Source organism: Thauera sp. WB-2 (assembly GCF_027594845.1).
GTDB classification, from domain to species: domain Bacteria; phylum Pseudomonadota; class Gammaproteobacteria; order Burkholderiales; family Rhodocyclaceae; genus Thauera; species Thauera mechernichensis.
Genome location: NZ_CP088935.1, coordinates 3198381 through 3217510, shown reverse-complemented (window position 1 = coordinate 3217510; position 19130 = coordinate 3198381). Strand labels below are relative to the sequence as shown.

Genomic DNA, 19130 nt, shown 5'->3' with positions numbered 1-19130 from the left:
GTCATGGACAACACCCATTCCATCGCCGCCCCGGCGCCGGCCAGCGCGCCGCCCTCCATGCTGCGCGTGCGCGCCGGTGCGGCCTACAGCCACTTCATGAACCACGTCCTGCCGCCGCTGGTCGTCATCGGCCTGCTGTGCGCGGTGTGGGAGCTGCTGTGCTCGCGCCCCGGCGCGGCGCTGCCCGCGCCCAGCCAGGTGGTCAGCGAGACCTGGGAGCTCATCACCCAGCCCTTCTTCGACAACGGCGGCAATGACGTCGGCCTGGCCTGGCAGATCCTCGCCAGCCTCGAGCGCGTGGCCTACGGTTACCTGCTCGCGGTAGTAGCCGGGGTGAGCCTGGGCGTGCTGGTGGGGCAATCGACCTGGGCGCTGCGCGGGCTCGATCCCCTGTTCCAGGTGCTGCGCACGGTGCCGCCGCTGGCCTGGCTGCCGATCTCGCTGGCCGGTTTCCAGGACAGCAACCCGTCGGCCATCTTCGTGATCTTCATCACCGCGATCTGGCCGATCATCATCAACACCTCGGTGGGCATCAGGAACATCCCCGAGGACTACCGCAACGTCGCCCGCGTCATCCGCCTCAATGGCGTCGAGTACTTCTGGAAGATCATGCTGCCGGCGGCCGCGCCCTACATCTTTTCCGGGCTGCGCATCGGGGTTGGCCTGTCCTGGCTGGCGATCATCGCCGCCGAGATGCTGATCGGCGGCGTGGGCATCGGCTTCTTCATCTGGGATGCGTGGAACTCGTCGCTGGTCAGCGACATCATCCTCGCCCTCGTCTATGTCGGCATCGTCGGCTTCCTGCTCGACCGCATGGTCGCCTGGGTCGGCAAGCGCGTCACCCGTGGCACCAGTCCCGCTTAAGGAGCATATGATCATGAGCCAGCCCTATCTCAGCATCTCCCGCGTCGACATGGACTTCAGCCGTGGCGGCGTCACCAACCCGGTCCTCCGGGACGTCAATCTCGACGTCCAGCGCGGCGAGTACATTTCGCTGATCGGCCATTCCGGCTGCGGCAAGTCGACCGTGCTCAACATCGTCGCCGGCCTGCTGCGCGCCACCTCGGGCGGCGTCATCGTCGATGGCCGCGAGGTCAACTCGCCGGGGCCGGACCGCGCCCTGGTGTTCCAGAACCACTCGCTGCTGCCCTGGCTGACGGTGTATCAGAACGTCGAGATCGCGGTGCAGAAGATCTTCAAGGGCAAGCGCAGTGCGGCCGAGCAGCGCGACTGGATCCTGCACAACCTCGACATGGTGAGCATGAGCCACGCGCTCGACCGCCTGCCAGCGGAGATCTCCGGCGGCATGAAGCAGCGCGTGGGCATTGCCCGTGCGCTGGCGATGGAGCCCAAGGTGCTGCTGCTGGACGAACCTTTCGGCGCGCTCGATGCCCTTACCCGCGCCCACCTCCAGGACGAAGTCATGCGCATTCAGTCCGAGCTGCAGAACACGGTGATGATGATCACCCACGATGTGGACGAGGCGGTGCTGCTGTCCGACCGTATCGTGATGATGACCAACGGCCCCTCGGCCACCATCGGCCAAGTGCTCGACATCGACCTGCCGCGCCCGCGCGACCGCCTGGCGCTTGCCGACGATCCACGCTACACCCACTACCGCCACGAGGTGCTGAGCTTCCTCTACGAGAAGCAGCGCAAGGTCGAGTCCATCGCCAACGCCCGTGCGCGCGGGGCGGCGGGCACCCGCGAGGCGGCGGCCCTGCGGGCCTGAGCGGAGCAAGGCCATGGAGAAGATCAAGCTCGTCCTGGTGGGAAACGGCATGGCCGGGGTGCGCACGCTCGAGGAGTTGCTCAAGCTCGCCCCCGAGCTCTATGACGTCACGGTGTTTGGCGCCGAGCCGCAGGGCAATTACAACCGCATCCTGCTGTCACCGGTGCTTGCAGGTGAGATGGACCTGCCCGAGATCATGCTCAACGACCTCGACTGGTACCGCGACCGGGGCGTGACGCTGCATGCGGGCAAGCGGGTGGTGAAGATCGACCGCGTCGGGCGCAAGGTGGTCGCCGAGGACGGCACCGAGGCGCGCTACGACCGCCTGCTGCTGGCCACCGGTTCGACGCCCTTCATTCCGCCGATTCCGGGCAGCGCGCTGCCGGGGGTGCTCGGCTACCGCGACATCGCCGATACGGAGGCGATGATTGCGGCGGCCGGCCGCTACCGCCATGCGGTGGTGATCGGTGCCGGCGTGCTTGGCCTTGAGGCCGCCAACGGCCTGATGCGGCGCGGCATGGCGGTGACCGTCGTGCACAAGGGCGACTGGATCATGGAGCGCCAACTCGACAAGGCCGCTGCCGACATGCTCCAGGCCGAGCTCGAGGCCCGCGGCATGAAGTTCCTGCTCGCATGCCAGACCGAGGCGCTGTTGCCTGCCGCCCAGGATGGCGGCGAGGGGGGGCGTGTCGGCGCGCTACGCCTTGCCGACGGGGCGGAGATCCCTGCCGATCTGGTCGTGATCGCAGCCGGTATCCGCCCCAATGTCGCGCTCGCCGAAGCTGCCGGCCTGTACTGCGGCAGCGGTCCGGTGCGCGGTATCCACGTGTCGGACACCTTGCAGACCGTCACCGACCCGCGCATCTACGCGGTGGGCGAGTGTGTCGCCCATCGTGGCGTGGCCTATGGCCTGGTTGCACCGCTGTTCGAGCAGGCTCGGGTGTGTGCCAGCCATCTCGCCAATGTGGGGGTTGGCCGTTACACCGGCTCGGTGACCTCCACCAAACTCAAGGTGACCGGTATCGATGTGTTCTCCGCGGGCGACTTCAGCGGCGGCGAAGGGACCGAGGAGATCGTGCTGCGCGATCGCCAGGGGGGTGTCTACAAGCGAGTCGTGCTTCGCAACGACCGTATTGTCGGTTCTGTGCTGTATGGCGATACGGCGGATGGCGCCTGGCACTTCCAGCTCATGAAGGATGGTGAGGACGTCAGTGCGTTCCGCGATCATCTGCTGTTCGGACGTCCTGTTGCCGCTGCTATGGCGTAGCCCGGACCGCGGCGAATGCACCGTTGTTGTGCGCGATGACGCTTGGCGATGCCCCGAAGTCGTGCGCAAGCCGTGGTCAATGAAACCGTCAAGCTATTGAAAAGCATCTGTTTTATGTTTGGCACGATGCTTGCTTTGTGTTTTTGAAACAGCGTCTGGCCCGCCATCGAGGGCGGGCCTTCGGGCAACGGAGTCATGCGCTGGGGTTTATTGCGCCAAAGCGGCGCGTGATCAAGAACTCTGGAGCCCGAAATGGATAAGAAGTCCTTCCTGCAGGCCGGCCATACGCCGACCCTCATTGCCGCATTCCTGTACTTCGACCTCGCCTTCATGGTGTGGGTGTTGCTTGGCCCGCTGGCGGTGGGCATCTCGGCTGACCTTGGCTTGTCCCATTCCGAGAAGGGCCTGATGGTGGCGACGCCGGTGCTGGCCGGGGCGCTGCTGCGCATCGTCATGGGCGTGGCGGTTGATCGCCTGTCGCCGAAGAAGGCGGCGATCATCGGCCAGATCATCGTCATCGCCGCGCTTGCCTATGCCTGGGTTGCAGGCGTTCATTCCTTTGCCGAGGTGCTGGTGCTGGGCGTGTTCCTCGGCGTCGCCGGTGCATCGTTTGCCGCCGCGCTGCCGCTGGCTTCGCGCTGGTATCCGCCGGAGCACCAGGGCACGGCGATGGGCATCGCCGGGGCGGGCAACTCCGGCACCGCCTTTGCTGCGCTGTTCGCCCCCGGCCTGGCGATGGCCTTCGGCTGGCACAACGTCTTCGGCATTGCGCTGATCCCGCTGGTGATCGTGCTCGTCGCCTTCTGCTTCATGGCCAAGGACGCGCCGGACGCGCCGCCGCCCAAGACCTTCGCCGAGTACCTGAAGGTGCTCAAGGACAAGGACGCGTGGTGGTTCATGTTCTTCTATGCCGTCACTTTCGGTGGTTTCGTCGGCCTCGCGTCCTCGCTGGTGATCTACTTCAATACCCAGTACGGGCTGGACCCGAAGATGGCGGGCTTCTTCACCGCGGGTTGCGTGTTTGCCGGTTCGCTGGTTCGACCGATTGGCGGCAACGTGGCGGACCGCATCGGCGGAGTCAAGTCGCTCAGCGTGATGTACGTGTTTGCGGCGATCTTCCTTGCCATCGTCAGCATCGGCCTGCCCGAGGCATGGATGGCGCTGGTGGTGTTCGTGTGTGCGATGCTGGCGCTGGGCATGGGCAACGGTGCGGTGTTCCAGCTCGTGCCGCAGCGCTTCCGACGCGAGATCGGCGTCATGACCGGCCTGGTCGGAATGGCGGGCGGTGTCGGCGGTTTCTACCTGGCGTCATCCCTCGGCTACTCGAAGCAGGTCACCGGCAGCTACCAGATCGGTTTCCTGGTGTTCGCCGCGCTTGCCGTGTTCGCACTGATCGGCCTGACCGCAGTGAAGACGCGCTGGCGCACCACCTGGGGTGCAGCGCACCTGACCTCGGCAAAGATCTGAGCCCGGCCCGTCCGCCAGATCCGTAACGGAGGCATCGTGCGCACGCTCAATGCAATCACACAACCCGCCGTGGCGGGCAGCGTGTCGCCGCCGGCACGTGCTGCGTCCGCCCTGCGGGTCAGCCTGGGCCACGCCAGCGCGCAGGGGCCGCGCCCGCGCAACGAGGATTTCGTCGGTGCTGCCACGCCCGAAGGCGAGGAGCTCGAGGCCAAGGGCATGCTGCTGGCCGTGGCCGACGGTGTGGGCGGTCATGCCCACGGCCGCGAGGCCGCCGAGCAGACGGTGCGCAGCCTGCTCGCCGACTACTTTTCGACGCCGCAGACCTGGAGCGTCGACAAGTCGGTCGATACCGTGCTCGCTGCGGTCAATCGCTGGCTGCTCGGCCAGTCGGCGAAGGCGCGCGAGTATGCCGGCATGGCGACCACGCTGACGGCCGTGGTGCTGCGCGGTCGGCGCTATCACGTCGCCCACGTGGGCGATTCGCGCGCCTACCGCTGGCGGGCGGGCGAACTGCTGCGCCTGACCGAGGACCACACCTGGGCGCACCCCGAGTTCGACAACGTGCTGCGCCGTGCGATCGGTCTGGAGGCACGCCTGCTGGTCGACCACGACGATGGCGAGCTGGCTGCCGGCGACCGCTTCGTGCTGGCGACAGATGGCGTATGGACCACGCTCGGCGATGCCGGCATCGCCGCCGTACTGCAGGCGCAGCCGGATGCCCAACGGGCTGCCGATGCGCTTGCCCAGGGTGCGCTGCGCCGCGGTGCCACCGACAACGCCACTGCGCTGGTGGCCAATGTCGACGCGCTGCCTGCCGACAACCTGCGCGACCGCCTCGCCGACAGTCACCGCCTGCCCTTGCCGCCGCGGCTCAAGCCAGGGCAGGCGATCGACGGCCTGCGTGTGGAAGAGGTGCTGCACGAATCGCGCGTGACGCTGCTCTACCGGGTCACGCGCTTGAGCAGCGGTGAGGCCCTGGTACTGAAGACGCTGCGCCCGGAGGCGGACGACGACGAGGCGGTGAGCGCGCTGGTGCGCGAGGAGTGGCTGGCCCGCCGTGTCCCGGGCAAGGGCTTTCCGCGCGTGTGCGACCATGCGCGTGCGCACCTGTACTACCTGATGAGCTGGCATGAGGGCGAAACGCTGAAGGCCAGCCTTGCCCGTGGGCACCGCTATGAGGCGCATGAACTGGTCGGCATCGGCCGTGCCTTGCTGCGCAGGGTGGCGGTGCTGCACCGGCTCGGCATCGTGCACCGCGATATCAAGCCCGACAATGTCCATATCGACCGCAGTGGCGAGTTGCGCCTGCTCGACCTCGGTGTGGCCGCGACCGACGCCGAGGACCTCGCCGAGATCAACAACCCGGGCACTCCGTCCTACATGGCGCCCGAACTGTTTGCCGGCGCTCAGGCAAGCGAGTCTTCCGATCTCTACGCCTGCGGTGTCACGCTTTACGAGCTGCTGACGCGAAAGTACCCCTACGGCGAGGTGGAGCCTTTCCAGCACCCGCGCTTTGCCGCCCCGGTACCGCCGACACGTTACCGGCCCGATACACCCGAGTGGCTCGAGAGCGTCTTGCTGAAGGCCTGCGCGCGCGAGGCGCATGATCGCTTCGAGACCGCCGAGGAGTTCCTGCTCGCACTCGAACGCGGTGCGAGCCGTCCGCTTGCCACCCGCCGCCGCGTGCCCTTGCTCGAGCGCAACCCGCGCCTGGCGCTGAAGATCGTCGCCGCGCTATCGCTCGCACTCAACGTCGTGCTGCTGTACCTGCTCAGCCGCCACTAGAACCAAAGGCTCCATCATGACTTCCGATCTGCCAGCGAAGACCACAGCCCCGTCGCCATCCCCATCTCCGATGCAGACCCGCGCGGCCTGTCCCTATTGTGGCGTCGGCTGCGGTGTGTTGATCGAGCACGACGGCGAACGCATCACCGGCGTGCGCGGGGACCCCGCGCATCCGGCCAACTTCGGCCGCCTGTGCACCAAGGGTTCGACCCTGCACCTCACTGCACGGCCGCAGACACGGCTGCTGCACCCGGAGCTGCGGCGTACGCGTGGCGAGCCACGCCAGCGCGTGGGCTGGGATGAGGCCATCGCCACCGCGGCGAACCGTTTCGCCGAGGTCATCAACACCCATGGCCCGGACGCAGTGGCCTTCTACATCTCCGGCCAGTTGCTGACCGAGGACTACTATGTCTTCAACAAGGCGATGAAGGGCCTGATCGGCAGCAACAACGTCGATACCAACTCGCGGCTGTGCATGTCGAGTGCGGTCGCTGCCTACAAGCAGACCCTGGGTGCGGATGCGCCGCCTTGCGCCTACGAGGACTTCGACCACGCCGACTGCATCCTGATCGCCGGTGCCAATCCTGCCTATGCCCATCCGGTCGCCTTCCGTCGCATCGAGGATGCGAGGAAGGCGCGCCCGCACATGAAGCTGATCGTGGTCGATCCGCGCCGCACCGACACCGCCGCCAGTGCCGACCTGCACCTGGCCATCCTGCCTGGCACCGACATCTGGCTGTACAACGCGATGCTGCATGTGCTGCTGCGCGAGGGCCTGGTCGACGCCGCTTTCATCGCCGCCCATACCGAGGGCTTCGATGCGCTGCGCACGCATGTGGACACGATCACGCCGGCTGTGGCGGCCGGCGTGTGCGGCGTCGCCGAGGCCGACATCGTCACCGCTGCGCGCTGGTGGGGGCAGTCGCCGGCGGCGCTGTCGCTGTGGTGCCAGGGCCTCAACCAGTCCACCCACGGTACCCACAACGGCGCGGCGCTGATCGCGCTGTCGCTCGCTACCGGCAAGATCGGCAAGCCGGGCTGCGGACCGTTCTCGCTCACCGGCCAGCCCAACGCGATGGGCGGGCGCGAAGTGGGCGGGCTGGCCAACCTGCTGTCCGCCCATCGCGACCTGGCCAACCCGGCCCATCGCGAAGAAATCGCCCGTCTGTGGGGCGTCGATAGCGTGCCCGCCACGCCGGGGCTGACCGCGGTGGAGCTGTTCCAGGCCGTGCGCGAAGGCCGCATCAAGGCGCTGTGGATCGCGTGCACCAATCCGGCGCAGTCGATGCCCGAACTCGAGCGGGTGCGAGAGGCCTTGCAGCGCTGCGACTTCGTCGTGCTGCAGGAGGCGTTTCGCAGTACCGAGACCGCAGCCTTTGCCGATCTCATGCTGCCGGCGGCGACCTGGGGCGAGAAGGAGGGCACGGTGACCAATTCCGAGCGCCGCATCACGCATGTGAAGCGGGCCTTGCCGCCGCCCGCCGAGGCGCGGCCCGACTGGCACATCGTGTGCGACTTCGCACGTGCGCTCGGACCGTTGATCGGCAAGCCGCAGGCTGGGCGCATGTTCGCCTATGACGGCGTCGAGGCGATCTTTGCCGAGCACGTGGCGAGCACCGCCGGACGTGATCTCGACATCACCGGCCTCGACTATGCCCTGCTCGACAGCGCGGGGCCGCAGCAATGGCCGCTCACGGCCGCGATGCGCGCGGCAGGGGAGGCGGGCAGGGGGCGTCTGTATGCCGACGGGCATTTCCCGACCCCGAGCGGCCGCGCACGTTTCGTGGTGCCTGTGCAGGCGAGCACGGCGGAGCAGGTCGATGCCCGCTATCCGTTGCACCTCACCACCGGCCGCCTGCGCGATCAGTGGCACGGCATGAGCCGCACCGGCAAGGTCGCACGCCTGTACAGCCATGTGGACGAGGCCCGCATCGATCTCAACCCCGCCGACCTGCAGACGTATGGCGTGCGCAGTGGCGAGCTGCTGCGGGTGTCGAGCCGGCGCGGCGAGCTGGTGCTGCGTGCGCATGCGTCGGAGGAGGTCGGGCGCGGCCAGGCCTTCGTGGCCATGCACTGGGGGCGCAACGTACTCGACTCGGGCGGGATCAACGTACTGGTTGGTGGCGACGTGGACCCATTCTCCAGACAACCCGAGCTCAAGCACAGCGCGATTGCCATCGAGCGCGCCGAGCTGCCCTGGCAGATGCTGCTGATGCGTGTCGAGCGTGACGAATGCGCAGCCATCGAGCAAGCCGAGTCCCTGGTGCCGTGGCTCGAACGTTTCGCCTATGCCTCGCTCGCGCTTGCCGGTCGCGATACCGCTGCAGTCGTGATGCGGGTCGCGCATGACCAGCCGATCCCGCCGGCCTGGCTGGCCGAGCTCGATGCCCTGCTCGGGTTGGACGACGACTGCGTGCTGAGCTTCGAGGATCGGCGGCGGGGCATCAGCAAGCGCGCGCGGATCGACAACGAATGCCTGGTCGGCGTGCGCCTGGCTGGAGACACGGTGGCGGGCGCCTGGCTGCGCGAACTGATGGTGGAGGCGCAGTCCACCGCCGAGCTGCGGCGCTGGCTGCTGGCGCCGCTGTCGGTGCCGCCCACGGCGGCAGCCGGACGGGGTCGGATCGTGTGCAACTGCCTGAACGTGTCCGAGAACGAGATCGCCGCCGCCATCGGCGCCGGCGCCGATCTCGATGCCTTGCAGGCGAAGTTGGGCTGCGGCACGTCTTGTGGGTCCTGTGTGCCCGAGATCCGGCGCATGCTCACAGCACCGGTGCGGTGAGATGGGCAGCGCGCGAGGCGGCGCGGAACCACCACGGCTGGTCGAGCACCTCGGCCAGCGTCATCTCGCGCGAGCGCGCGAAGTCCGCCTCGAACATGGCCGCCACGTCGCGGCCGAAGCCCTCGTCCAGCACCCAGGCGGTGATCTCGAAGTTGAGGCGGAAGGAGCGGTTGTCGAGGTTGACCGTGCCCACTGCCGCGGCGCCGTCGTCGATGAGCATGGTCTTGCCATGCAGGAAGCCCGCCTGGTAGCGATGGATGTGCACGCCGGCCTCGAGCAGCGGCCCGACGAAAGCGTAGGCCGCGAGCCAGGTGAGGATGTTATCCGGACGCTCAGGGATGAGGATGCGAACGTCCACCCCGCGCAGCGCGGCGAGCTTGAGCGCGTTGAGCACCGATTCGTCAGGTACGAAGTAGGGGCTGGCGATCCAGGCGCGGTGGCGCGCCGATGCGAGCGCATGCTGCACCATCAGGCTGGCGGTCTCAAAGCGGTCGGCGGGGCCGCTCGGCAGCATCAGGACCGGCATGCCACCGTTTGCCGCCGTGGCCGGTTGCCAGTCGAAGTCCAGAATTTCGCCGCTCGCCCAGTGCCAGTCTTCGAGGAAGGACAGCTGCAGGCTGAACACGGCCGGGCCGATGAGCTTCATGTGGGTGTCGCGCCAGGGACCGATGCGGCGGTCGCGACCCAAGTACTCGTCACCGACGTTGAAGCCGCCTACCCAGCCCACGCGGCCGTCGGCGACGATGATCTTGCGGTGGTTGCGGAAGTTGAGCTGAAAGCGATTGCCTGAGCCCTGGGTGGAGTGGAAGGGGCGCACCTCGACACCCGCGGCCCGCAACTCCTGCACATAGCGCCGCGGCAGCCGGTAGCTGCCGATCTCGTCATACAGGAAATGCACCTTCACTCCCGCACGCGCTCGGGCTTCGAGGCGGCGCTTGAGTTCGCGGCCGAGGGCGTCGTCGCGCACGATGTAGAACTGCACCAGCAGATAACGCTCGGCTGCATCGATGCCGGCGAACATGCTGGCGAACGCGGCCTCACCGTCGATCAGCAACTCGGCTTCGTTGCCGCCGAGCAGTGGCAGCTTGGCCAGGCGCTCCATGACCTGCAGTTGCTGCTGGGCGTCGGGCGGCGCGATTGCGTACTGTCCCACGTGTGACATCTTCTGCGCGAGCTCACGGTAGAGCAGGCTGTCGTCCTCGCGACGGCCGATCACGTAGCCGTTGAAACGGTTCCGCCCGAAAACCCAGTAGGCCGGCACGGTGACGTAAGGGAAGGTGCTCAGCGACACGATCCAGGCCACAGCGCCGGGTGCGGTGCGGGTGGACATCAGGGCGTCGATGGAGGACAAGACGCCGAGCGTGTGGGCGACGAAGACCGCCGCAAACACGGCGCGCTTGCGGGTGATCGGCATGATGTGCTCTGCAAGGGTGGGCGCGCTTGGACTCTACTAGCGCGTGGGCCGGCATGCAAAGGTCGCCGGACCCGACCTCCTCCCCTCCCTCAGGAACGAGGGATGACACTGCACCTGAGGTTCACGAATTGGCCTGGACTCTTGTCACAAACTCGATGGCCCGGTACCCCCCGGCGGCGGCTTAACCCTGGGCGTTGAGCCGCCTGACCCAGGCCTTCTCCGCCTCGATGAGCAGGAACACCACTAGACCGATGCCGAGCGGTACCAGCCAGTGGCGCAGTTCGAGCGGCGCAGTGCCGAACCAGGTGTTCATGAACGGCAGGTACACGAAGCCCAGTTGCAGCAGCACCAGCACGCCCACCGCGAGGAGCGCGGCGCGGTTGGTGAACAGCAACTCGGCGCGCAGGCTGGAGGCGACCAGGAAACGGCTGTTGAAGAGGTAGAAGGCCTGCGCGATGACCAGGGTGTTGACCGCCATCGTGCGCGCCACGCCGAGGTCCATGTCGAGCATCAGCTCGACCTCGAACATGGCGATGGTGGCGCCGCCGATCAGAATCGACACGATCGCCACCCGCCACAGCATCACCCGGCCCATGATCGGCGCTCCCGGCTTGCGCGGCGGGCGCTGCATGACGCCGGGCTCGGCCGGCTCGAAGGCGAGCGCGAGCGCCAGGGTGACCGCCACCACCATGTTCACCCACAGGATCTGCACCGGAGTGAGCGGCAGCGTGAGGCCAAGCACCACCGCGGCGAGCATGACCAGGCCCTGGGCGCCGTTGGTGGGCAGGATGAAGAGGATGGCCTTGCGCAGGTTGTCGTAGATCGTGCGGCCTTCCTCGACCGCGCGCTCGATGGTGGAAAAATTGTCGTCGGCGAGCACGATCTCGGCGGCCTCCTTGGTGGCCTCGGTGCCCTTGATGCCCATCGCCACGCCGACGTCGGCGCGCTTGAGTGCGGGCGCGTCGTTGACGCCGTCGCCGGTCATCGCCACCACCTCGCCGCGCGCCTGCAGGGCCTTGACCAAGCGCAGCTTGTGCTCCGGGCTGGTGCGGGCAAAGATGTCGCAGTCATGGGCGATGGCCTTGAGCGCTTCGTCGCTGGCAGCCTCGATCTCGGCGCCGGTGATCACCTTGAGGCTGTCGGCCGTGCCCAGGCCCATTTCGATGCCGATCGCGCGTGCGGTGCCGGCATGGTCGCCGGTGATCATCTTTACGCGGATGCCGGCCTCGTGGCAGGACTTGATGGCGGTGATCGCCTCCGGGCGCGGCGGGTCGATGATACCGATGAGGCCGAGGAAGACCATGTCCTCCTCCAGGTCCTCGATCTCCAGCGCGAGCTTGCTGTCGGGAACGTCGCGCGCGGCAGCGGCCAGCACGCGCAGGCCTTCGGCGCTGAGCGCATCGATCTGTGCCTCCCAGAAGCTGCGGTCGAGCGGTTCGAGCTCTCCGCTGGCGCCCAGTTCGTGGTGGCAGCGCTCGAGCAGGCGGTCGGGTGCGCCCTTGAGCAGGATTCGGCGCTGGCCAGCGGGGGTGGTGTTGAGCGTGGCCATGAACTTGTTGGCCGACTCGAAGGGGATGCTGGCGTGGCGCTCGTGGGTGTCGGCGTCGAAACCGGCCTTGTGCGAAAGCGTGCGCAGCGCGCCTTCGGTCGGTTCGCCGGTAACCCGCCACTGGCCGTCTTCCTCGGCGACGTGGGTGTCGTTGGCCACTGCGACGACCTCGATCACGGCGTGCAGGTGACCGTGGCTGTCGATACTGGCGGCGCGGCCCTCGAGGGTGATCTCGCCCTCGGGGCGGTAGCCGGTGCCGCTGACGTCGTAGAAGCCGCCGCGGGTGACGACGTGGCGGGCGGTCATCTCGTTCTTGGTCAGCGTGCCGGTCTTGTCCGAGCAGATCACGGTGACCGAGCCCAGGGTCTCGACCGCGGTGAGTTTGCGCGTGATGGCGTTGCGCTGTGCCATGCGCTGCACGCCGAGGGCGAGCGTGATGGTGAGGATGGCGGGCAGGCCCTCGGGAATGGCCGCCACCGCGAAGCCGATCGCGGCCAGGAAGACCTCGGCCAGCGGGAAGTCGTGCAGGCTGACCCCGATCACCAGCATCAGCAACGCAAGGGCGACGATGACCACGGACAGGACCTTGCTGAACTGCGCCATCTGCCGGGTGAGTGGCGTCTGCAGGGTCTGCACTTCGGCAATCATGCGATTGATGCGGCCGAGTTCGGTGTTGGGGCCGGTGGCGGTGACCACGCCGATACCGCGTCCGGCGGCCACCAGGGTGCCTGAGTAAGCCATGCCGAAACGGTCGCCGACGCCGGCATCGGCGGCCACCGGCGCGGTATTCTTGTCTGCTGGCACGGACTCGCCGGTGAGGGCGGACTCCTCGATACGCAGATTGGTGGCCTCGATCAGGCGCAGGTCGGCGGGTACGCGGTCGCCCGAGCGCAGGCGCACGATGTCGCCCGGCACCAGGCCGTCGGCCTCGACCTCGGACCATTGGTCGTCACGCCGCGCGTGGGCATGCACCGACAGCATCTTGCGGATGCCTTCGAGGGCTTCCTCGGCCTTGCCTTCCTGGATGAAGCCGATGATGGCGTTGATGACCACCACGCCGAGGATGACGCCGGTGTCGATCCAGTGCCCGAGCAGCGCGGTGATGCCGGCTGCGGCGATCAGGATGTAGATGAGGATGTCGTGGAAGTGCTTGAAGAAGCGCTTGAGCAGCCCGTCCTTGGGTGGCTGGGGCAGGCGGTTGGGACCGACCTCGGCGAGGCGGCGGGCCGCCTCCGCGTTGCTCAGGCCCTTGCCTCTGGCGCCGAGCTGGTCGAGGACGGCATCGGCTTCGAGGGCGTGGGGGCGGTCGATCTGCAGTTGGACGGGGGGATTGAGGCTCATGCGCTTGCTCGCGAGTTAGCCCGTTGGGGGGCGGTGTTGATGTTGCGGCGCAATAAAGAGCATGCCGTTGTCGCGAAAGTTCCGCAAGCGCGCAGCGCGGTTGGCGTGTGCGCGGCCGCCGGGCTATTCGGTGTCGTAGCCCAGCAGTCGCGATTCGATGATGCGTTTTGCAACGCCCTCGGGCACATCGGCTTCCCACTCGCCGCGACCGCGGCGCAGGCCGGCGAGTACCTCGGCGATATCGATGTGGAGATGGCTGTCGTCACGCGGCTGCACGGCCACCAGCTTGTCGTTCGCCTTCAGGTAGGCCAGCAGGTGGCGCAGGTTCTCCGGTACCTGCACGTTGTCGAGGGTGACGGTGGCGGCGGCGTCGGTGCCGCGCGGACGCGAGGGGTAAACGTACACGTGGGTGTTGTCAGGGAAGAGCTTGCCGAAGGCCTCCAGGATGCCGCCCTCGAGACCTTCGTAGTACTTTTCGTCGAACAGGAACTGGAAGTCGCGCACGGACAGCACGATGCCGATCGGCTTCTGCGTGTAGCGTCGCAGGTAGGCGCGCAGGCGGAAGAAGCGCACGTAGTCGGAGATCATCACCGTGTAGCCCTGCGAGGCGAGCAGGTCGATGCGGGCGAGGAAGTCGGCACCGTCAACGTTATCGCCGCTGATCAGCGAGTTCATCGTCACTTCGGCCAGCGACAGGATCTCGTTCTCGTCCACCGCGGCGAGCTGGCTGAACTGGCGCAGGCCGGCGCTCATCATGTCCACGTTGACGTAGGTCACCGGTTTGAAGCTGCCGCGCATCACCATCACGGGCTTGCGGTAGAAGAGCTCGCCCGGCACCACCACCTCGCCCTGAGGGTTGAACACCACCGCCCGCGTGAGCCAGCTGCGGATCAGGTGCAGGTTCATCAGGCGGTTCTCGACTTCCTCGAAGTAGGGGCCGGAGAAGTGGATGAGGTCGACCTCGATGCGCTCGGAGCCGAGCCCGTCGGCCAGACCCTCGACGATCCACTCCGGATTCTGGTGGTGGAAGAAGGCGCCGTGGATGAGATTGACGCCAAGAATGCCGAGCGCTTCCGACTGCAGCGCGTTGTCGTTGTCGAGCATGCGCACGTGCATGATCACGTCGCTCGGCTCGGCGCCCGGGTGCAGCTGAAGGCGGATGCCGACCCAGCCGTGACATTCGTTCTTCTGCTTGAAGCTGCGCGCGGTGACGGTGGCCGCATAAGCGAAGAAGGTGGTGTTCTTGGCGCGCACGTGGGCGAGGCGGGCGACGACCTGGGTGAACTCCTTGTCCAGCATCTGCAGCAGGCGAGCGCGGCTCACGTAGCGGTCGACATGGCCGTAGATGTCGTCGCTCACCGCCATGTCGTAGGCCGACATGGTCTTGGCGATGGTGCCCGCAGCTGCGCCGACCTGGAAGAAGCGGCGCGCCACCTCCTGGCCGGCGCCGATCTCGACGATCGAGCCGTACTTGTACTTGTCGAGGTTGACTGCGAGGGCCTTCTGGTCGGTGGTCAGGGAAGTGTTGCGGCTGCGCATGGCGTTCTCCGGCGAATGCGGGCGGGGGATTACTTGAGCTTGAAGCCGAGTGCGTGCAGGGCCTCGACCAGGCGGTCGCGCCCGGAGAGGCTCTCTGGTCCCGCGATGCGCTTGGCGGAATGGACGTCCCAGGTGCCATGCACTGTCATCTGTTGTGCTTCGTAGAACCGCGCCATCGCCTGGTTGTAGGCTTCGATCCCGGCGTCCAGCGGGTCCTGGCGATAGCGTTCGTGATGCAGCACCACCGACTGCGCGGGGCGGGGCTTGACCGCTGCAGGCTTGGTGGGGTCGGGCCTGCCGACGCACATGCCGAACACTGCGAACACTTCGCTCGGTAGTCCGAGCAGCGTTGCAACCTGCTCGGGCTGGTTGCGCATGCCGCCGATATAGACGGTGCCCAGACCGAGCGACTCGGCAGCAGCCGCCGCGTTTTGCGCGGCCAGCGCGGCGTCGATCACCGCGGTCAGGAATAGCTCGGTGTAGTCGAGTCCTGCCGAGGGGCGTCCGAGCTGGGCGGCAACGTGTCTCAGGCGGGCGAGGTCCGCCAGCCACACCAGTTGCAGTGGGGCCTCGCGGACATGAACCTGGTCGCCGGCACAGTGCGCCAGCTGCGCGCGGGTGTCGGCGTCACGCACCGCCACCACCGACCACAGGTTGAGGTTGGACGAACTCGCGGCCGATTGCGCCGCGGCGATGATGGCGGCAAGTTCCGCCTCGCTGACCGGGTCGGGCAGATAGGCGCGCACCGACCGATGCGACAGGAGCTGCTCGATGAATGGGTTCAGCGCGTCGGCGGCAGGGCATGCTGTGCTGCCATAGCGCGCCTCCAGGCCTGGATGAGGTGCGCGATGGGGGCCAGGTGTGACGGACATGGGCGCTCCGCTCGAGTGGGCAAACCATGCGAGTATAGCGACTCTGCCGCGGCAGCCGAAGATTACTCGGCGCTCGTGCGCGTGCCGTGGATACGGCCGCTTGCGGTGTAGGGCAGAAATCCGGGCGCGATTTGATCTCGGTCGTTGCATTACGTTAACGTCAACGTAAAATTCCGGCCCTGGAGGCCGGCGTGACGACAGTGGATGCCCCTGGCGCAGGGGGTGACGCCGCCCCGGTCACGCAATATCGATTTCAATGACGTCCTGGAGAGGAGAGCACATGAGCGCTGTTACCGAGTTCCTGGCTGCACGCGACTTCCTGCTGCAGCATCGCAGCGACTACGCCACCGCCTATGCCGGCTTCAAGTGGCCGCAACTCAAGGAGTTCAACTGGGCGCTGGACTACTTCGACACCATGGCCAAGGGTAACGACAGCCCGGCACTGTGGATCATCGAGGAGGACGGCAGCGAGTCGAAGCTGTCCTTTGCCGAGATGTCGGCGCGCTCGAACCGCGTCGCCAACTGGCTGCGCAAGCAGGGCGTCAAGCGCGGCGAGCGCATCCTCATCATGCTCGGCAACGAAGTGCCGCTGTGGGAGACCATGCTTGCCGCGATCAAGCTCGGGGCAGTGGTGATCCCGGCGACCACGCTGCTGACCCCGGATGACCTGGTGGACCGCGTCGAGCGCGGCCAGGTCAAGCATGTGGTGATCGGCAAGGCGCACACCGACAAGTTCGAGAATCTCCCTGGCGCCTTTGGCCGCATCGCAGTGGGCGGCGCGCCCGCTGGCTGGAAGGCCTTCGAAGAGGCCGCGGCCGAATCCGACCAGTTCACCCCGGACGGCGTGACCCGCGTCGACGACCCGCTGCTGCTTTACTTCACCTCGGGTACCACCTCCAAGCCCAAGCTGGTGCTGCATACCCACCAGTCCTACCCGGTCGGCCACCTGTCGACGATGTACTGGATCGGCCTGAAGCCCAACGACCGTCACATGAACATCTCCTCGCCGGGCTGGGCCAAGCACGCCTGGAGCTGCTTCTTCGCGCCCTGGAACGCCGGTGCCTGCGTGTTCCTGTACAACTACAACCGCTTCAACGCCAAGGCCCTGCTCGACGTGCTGGTGAAGTACGAAGTCACCACCATGTGTGCGCCCCCGACCGTATGGCGCATGCTGATCCAGCAGGATCTGGCCGCGGTGAAGACCAAGCTGCGCGAACTCATCGGCGCCGGCGAGCCGCTCAACCCCGAAGTGATCGAGCAGGTGAAGAAGGCCTGGGGCATCACCATCCGCGACGGCTTCGGCCAGACCGAGACCACCGCGCAGATCGGCAACACGCCCGACCAGCCGCTCAAGCCTGGCTCCATGGGCCGCCCGCTGCCCGGCTACAGGATTGCCCTGCTCGACGCCGACAGCAAGCCTTCGGTCGAGGGCGAGGTCTCGCTGGTGATGGGCGAGCATCGTCCGGTCGGCCTGATGGTCGGCTACTCGGGTGATCCGGCCAAGACCGCCGAGGTCATGCGAGACGGCCACTACCGCACCGGCGACGTTGCCAGCATCGACGAGGAAGGCTACATCACCTACGTCGGTCGCGCAGACGATGTGTTCAAGGCCTCTGATTACCGCATCAGCCCCTTTGAACTCGAGAGCGTGCTCATCGAGCACCCGGCGGTGGCCGAAGCCGCAGTGGTGCCGAGCCCGGATCCGGTGCGCCTGGCTGTGCCCAAGGCCTTCGTGATCCTGGTCGCCGGCCAGGAGCCCAGCAAGGAGCTCGCCAAGGACATCTTCGCCTTCACCCGCGAACGCCTGGCCCCGTACAAGCGCATCCGCCGCCTGTCCTTCGCCGACCTGCCCAAGACCATCTCGGGCAAGATCCGCCGGGTGGAGTTGCGCAAGGCCGAAGAGGCGCGTGGCGAGGCGGCTCGCGGCGAGCTCGAGTTCTTCGAAGAGGACTTCCCCGAGCTCAAGGGCTGACAACGCCTGTGGCGAGCTTCCCCTAGCGCCCCCCGCGGCGCGTGCCGCCTTCAGACCCTCGCGGCTCGCGCCGCTCCCACCGGGGTAAGCGCGAGGCGAGGTGCTGTAGGAGCGGCGCGAGCCGCGAGCTGTTCAGCCGGGGAGAATCTCGCTGCCGTACATTGGCGGTCGCCCGGCGCGGCGTTGTGCTGCTACAATGCCGGCCGTGGCGGGTCTCCCCGCATTGCAGCGCGGTGAACCTGGTCAGGGCCGGAAGGCAGCAGCCACAGCCGTTTCCTGCAAGTGCCGGGGGTCAGGCTCGCCACCCTCATTTCTGAACGACGAAGGGCGCCCATTGCGGCGCCCTTCGTTTTTTTCGTGCCCGTGCTCAGCCGAGCAGCGTGTCCATCACCATCATCAGCACGAAGCCCACCATCAGCCCGGCCGTGGCGAGTGTCTCGTGGCCACGGCGGTGCGACTCCGGGATGATCTCGTGGCTGACCACGAACAGCATCGCACCTGCTGCGCCTGCCAGCCCCCAAGGCAGGATCATCGCCGACAGCGACACCATCATCGAGCCGGCGATGGCAGCAATCGGCTCGATCAGCCCGGACATCGCGGCGACGCCGAAAGCCAGCCAGCGGCTGTAGCCGGCCGAGACCAGGGCGATTGCCACGATCAGACCTTCGGGGACGTTCTGCAACGAGATCCCTGCGGCCACTGCGTCGCCCGAACCGACTCCACTGCCATTGAGGCCTGCGGCCACGCCGATGGCCAAGCCCTCGGGGATGTTGTGCACCGCGATCGCGAACACGAACAGCCACACCGCGCCGGCGCTGCGGCGGCCTTCGGGGGCATGGGTGTGGGGCAGGGCGCGGTCCATCGCCAGCAGCCCGCCAGCGCCGAGCAGCACGCCGAACGCGACCAGGGTGATGGCGCTGAGCGCCGACCCGGTTTGCGCCTGGGCAGCCTCGAAGGCAGGCAGCAGCAACGAGAAGATGCTGGCCGCAAGCATCACACCCGCCCCGAAGCCAAGCAGCATGCCCTGCACGCTCGCGCCGATGCGCCGCACCACCAGCAGCGGTGCGGCGCCGAGCGCAGTGGCGGCTGCGGCCATCGCGCCACCGGAGACGGCACCGGACACCGGGAGTTCGAAGCCTTCGATGCTGCGCACGAACTGCGCGACGATCAGGGCAAGGCCGGTGAGGGCGATGAGCCAGCCACTGAGCGCGCGCAACGCGCCGGCCGGGCTGGCTGGCTGGAAATGCAGGCGGGCAACTTTGTCGACCATGATCGGGCTCCTTCACGAGGCGGTGAACGCCCCACACAGAATCAGTATGGAATTGCTGTGTCGATAGCTCCAATTAAATGATTTCAATCTGTCGATTGCTTCAGGGTATGCGGAGGGGGGTGGCGACTCGATTTGTGCAC

The 19130-nt window shown here is 67.2% G+C and carries 11 protein-coding genes, 1 other RNA gene and 1 pseudogene; 8 read left to right on the top strand and 5 right to left on the bottom strand.

Features of this window, described 5'->3' with window-relative positions; translation table 11 throughout:
• Positions 1 to 3 precede the first annotated feature (3 nt).
• From ntrB to LQF09_RS14705, 6 genes and pseudogenes are all read left to right on the top strand, one after another.
• Entirely contained in the window at positions 4 to 864 is an 861-nt protein-coding gene (gene ntrB / locus LQF09_RS14730) for a nitrate ABC transporter permease (protein WP_002924725.1), read from the top strand.
• 7 nt (positions 865 to 871) lie between these two features.
• Entirely contained in the window at positions 872 to 1732 is an 861-nt protein-coding gene (locus LQF09_RS14725; RefSeq protein ID WP_270068310.1) for an ABC transporter ATP-binding protein, read from the top strand.
• A 13-nt stretch (positions 1733 to 1745) separates the two neighbouring features.
• Positions 1746 to 2975: pseudogene (locus LQF09_RS14720) on the top strand (NAD(P)/FAD-dependent oxidoreductase); the annotation flags it as partial.
• A 276-nt stretch (positions 2976 to 3251) separates the two neighbouring features.
• On the top strand, positions 3252 to 4466 hold the full coding sequence (locus LQF09_RS14715) for a nitrate/nitrite transporter (protein ID WP_270068309.1): 1215 nt from the start codon (positions 3252 to 3254) through the stop codon (positions 4464 to 4466).
• Between the two features lie 36 nt (positions 4467 to 4502).
• The gene (locus tag LQF09_RS14710; protein ID WP_270068308.1) at positions 4503 to 6251 is read left to right on the top strand and encodes a bifunctional protein-serine/threonine kinase/phosphatase; all 1749 of its coding nucleotides are present in this window, start codon (positions 4503 to 4505) and stop codon (positions 6249 to 6251) included.
• A 70-nt stretch (positions 6252 to 6321) separates the two neighbouring features.
• Positions 6322 to 9033, top strand: coding sequence for a nitrate reductase (locus LQF09_RS14705; protein WP_270068307.1), 2712 nt, complete (start codon positions 6322 to 6324; stop codon positions 9031 to 9033).
• On the opposite strand, the gene cls is transcribed toward LQF09_RS14705, so the two are convergent.
• From cls to LQF09_RS14685, 4 genes are all read right to left on the bottom strand, one after another.
• The gene (gene cls / locus LQF09_RS14700) at positions 9014 to 10447 is read right to left on the bottom strand and encodes a cardiolipin synthase (protein ID WP_002924711.1); all 1434 of its coding nucleotides are present in this window, start codon (positions 10445 to 10447) and stop codon (positions 9014 to 9016) included. The two genes, LQF09_RS14705 and cls, sit on opposite strands and share 20 nt — an antisense overlap.
• A gap of 181 nt (positions 10448 to 10628) precedes the next feature.
• A complete protein-coding gene (locus LQF09_RS14695) occupies positions 10629 to 13337 on the bottom strand; it encodes a cation-translocating P-type ATPase (protein WP_270068306.1) in 2709 nt (902 codons plus the stop codon).
• A gap of 123 nt (positions 13338 to 13460) precedes the next feature.
• The gene (locus tag LQF09_RS14690; RefSeq protein WP_002924706.1) at positions 13461 to 14876 is read right to left on the bottom strand and encodes a hypothetical protein; all 1416 of its coding nucleotides are present in this window, start codon (positions 14874 to 14876) and stop codon (positions 13461 to 13463) included.
• Positions 14877 to 14905: 29 nt separating this feature from the next.
• A complete protein-coding gene (locus tag LQF09_RS14685) occupies positions 14906 to 15748 on the bottom strand; it encodes a nitroreductase family protein (RefSeq protein WP_270068305.1) in 843 nt (280 codons plus the stop codon).
• Positions 15749 to 16028: 280 nt separating this feature from the next.
• On the opposite strand from LQF09_RS14685, the gene LQF09_RS14680 reads away from it, so the two are divergent.
• Both LQF09_RS14680 and ffs read left to right on the top strand, forming a co-directional pair.
• Positions 16029 to 17720 carry an AMP-binding protein gene (locus LQF09_RS14680; RefSeq protein ID WP_270068304.1) on the top strand — a complete coding sequence of 564 codons (1692 nt, stop codon included), beginning with the start codon at positions 16029 to 16031 and terminating at the stop codon, positions 17718 to 17720.
• 207 nt (positions 17721 to 17927) lie between these two features.
• An RNA gene (gene ffs, locus LQF09_RS14675) (signal recognition particle sRNA small type) lies at positions 17928 to 18026 on the top strand.
• A 61-nt stretch (positions 18027 to 18087) separates the two neighbouring features.
• On the opposite strand, the gene LQF09_RS14670 is transcribed toward ffs, so the two are convergent.
• Positions 18088 to 18990, bottom strand: coding sequence for a ZIP family metal transporter (locus LQF09_RS14670; RefSeq protein ID WP_270068303.1), 903 nt, complete (start codon positions 18988 to 18990; stop codon positions 18088 to 18090).
• Positions 18991 to 19130: the final 140 nt, after the last annotated feature.

What these genes read in the sequence shown, in the direction of transcription:
- LQF09_RS14670 (WP_270068303.1), bottom strand. Translation starts at nt 18,990, where the DNA reads ATGGTCGACAAAGTTGCCCGCCTGCATTTCCAGCCAGCCAGCCCGGCC.
- cls (WP_002924711.1), bottom strand. Translation starts at nt 10,447, where the DNA reads ATGCCGATCACCCGCAAGCGCGCCGTGTTTGCGGCGGTCTTCGTCGCC.
- LQF09_RS14695 (WP_270068306.1), bottom strand. Translation starts at nt 13,337, where the DNA reads ATGAGCCTCAATCCCCCCGTCCAACTGCAGATCGACCGCCCCCACGCC.
- LQF09_RS14705 (WP_270068307.1), top strand. Translation starts at nt 6,322, where the DNA reads ATGCAGACCCGCGCGGCCTGTCCCTATTGTGGCGTCGGCTGCGGTGTG.
- LQF09_RS14685 (WP_270068305.1), bottom strand. Translation starts at nt 15,748, where the DNA reads ATGTCCGTCACACCTGGCCCCCATCGCGCACCTCATCCAGGCCTGGAG.
- LQF09_RS14715 (WP_270068309.1), top strand. Translation starts at nt 3,252, where the DNA reads ATGGATAAGAAGTCCTTCCTGCAGGCCGGCCATACGCCGACCCTCATT.
- LQF09_RS14690 (WP_002924706.1), bottom strand. Translation starts at nt 14,876, where the DNA reads ATGCGCAGCCGCAACACTTCCCTGACCACCGACCAGAAGGCCCTCGCA.
- LQF09_RS14725 (WP_270068310.1), top strand. Translation starts at nt 872, where the DNA reads ATGATCATGAGCCAGCCCTATCTCAGCATCTCCCGCGTCGACATGGAC.
- LQF09_RS14680 (WP_270068304.1), top strand. Translation starts at nt 16,029, where the DNA reads ATGAGCGCTGTTACCGAGTTCCTGGCTGCACGCGACTTCCTGCTGCAG.
- ntrB (WP_002924725.1), top strand. Translation starts at nt 4, where the DNA reads ATGGACAACACCCATTCCATCGCCGCCCCGGCGCCGGCCAGCGCGCCG.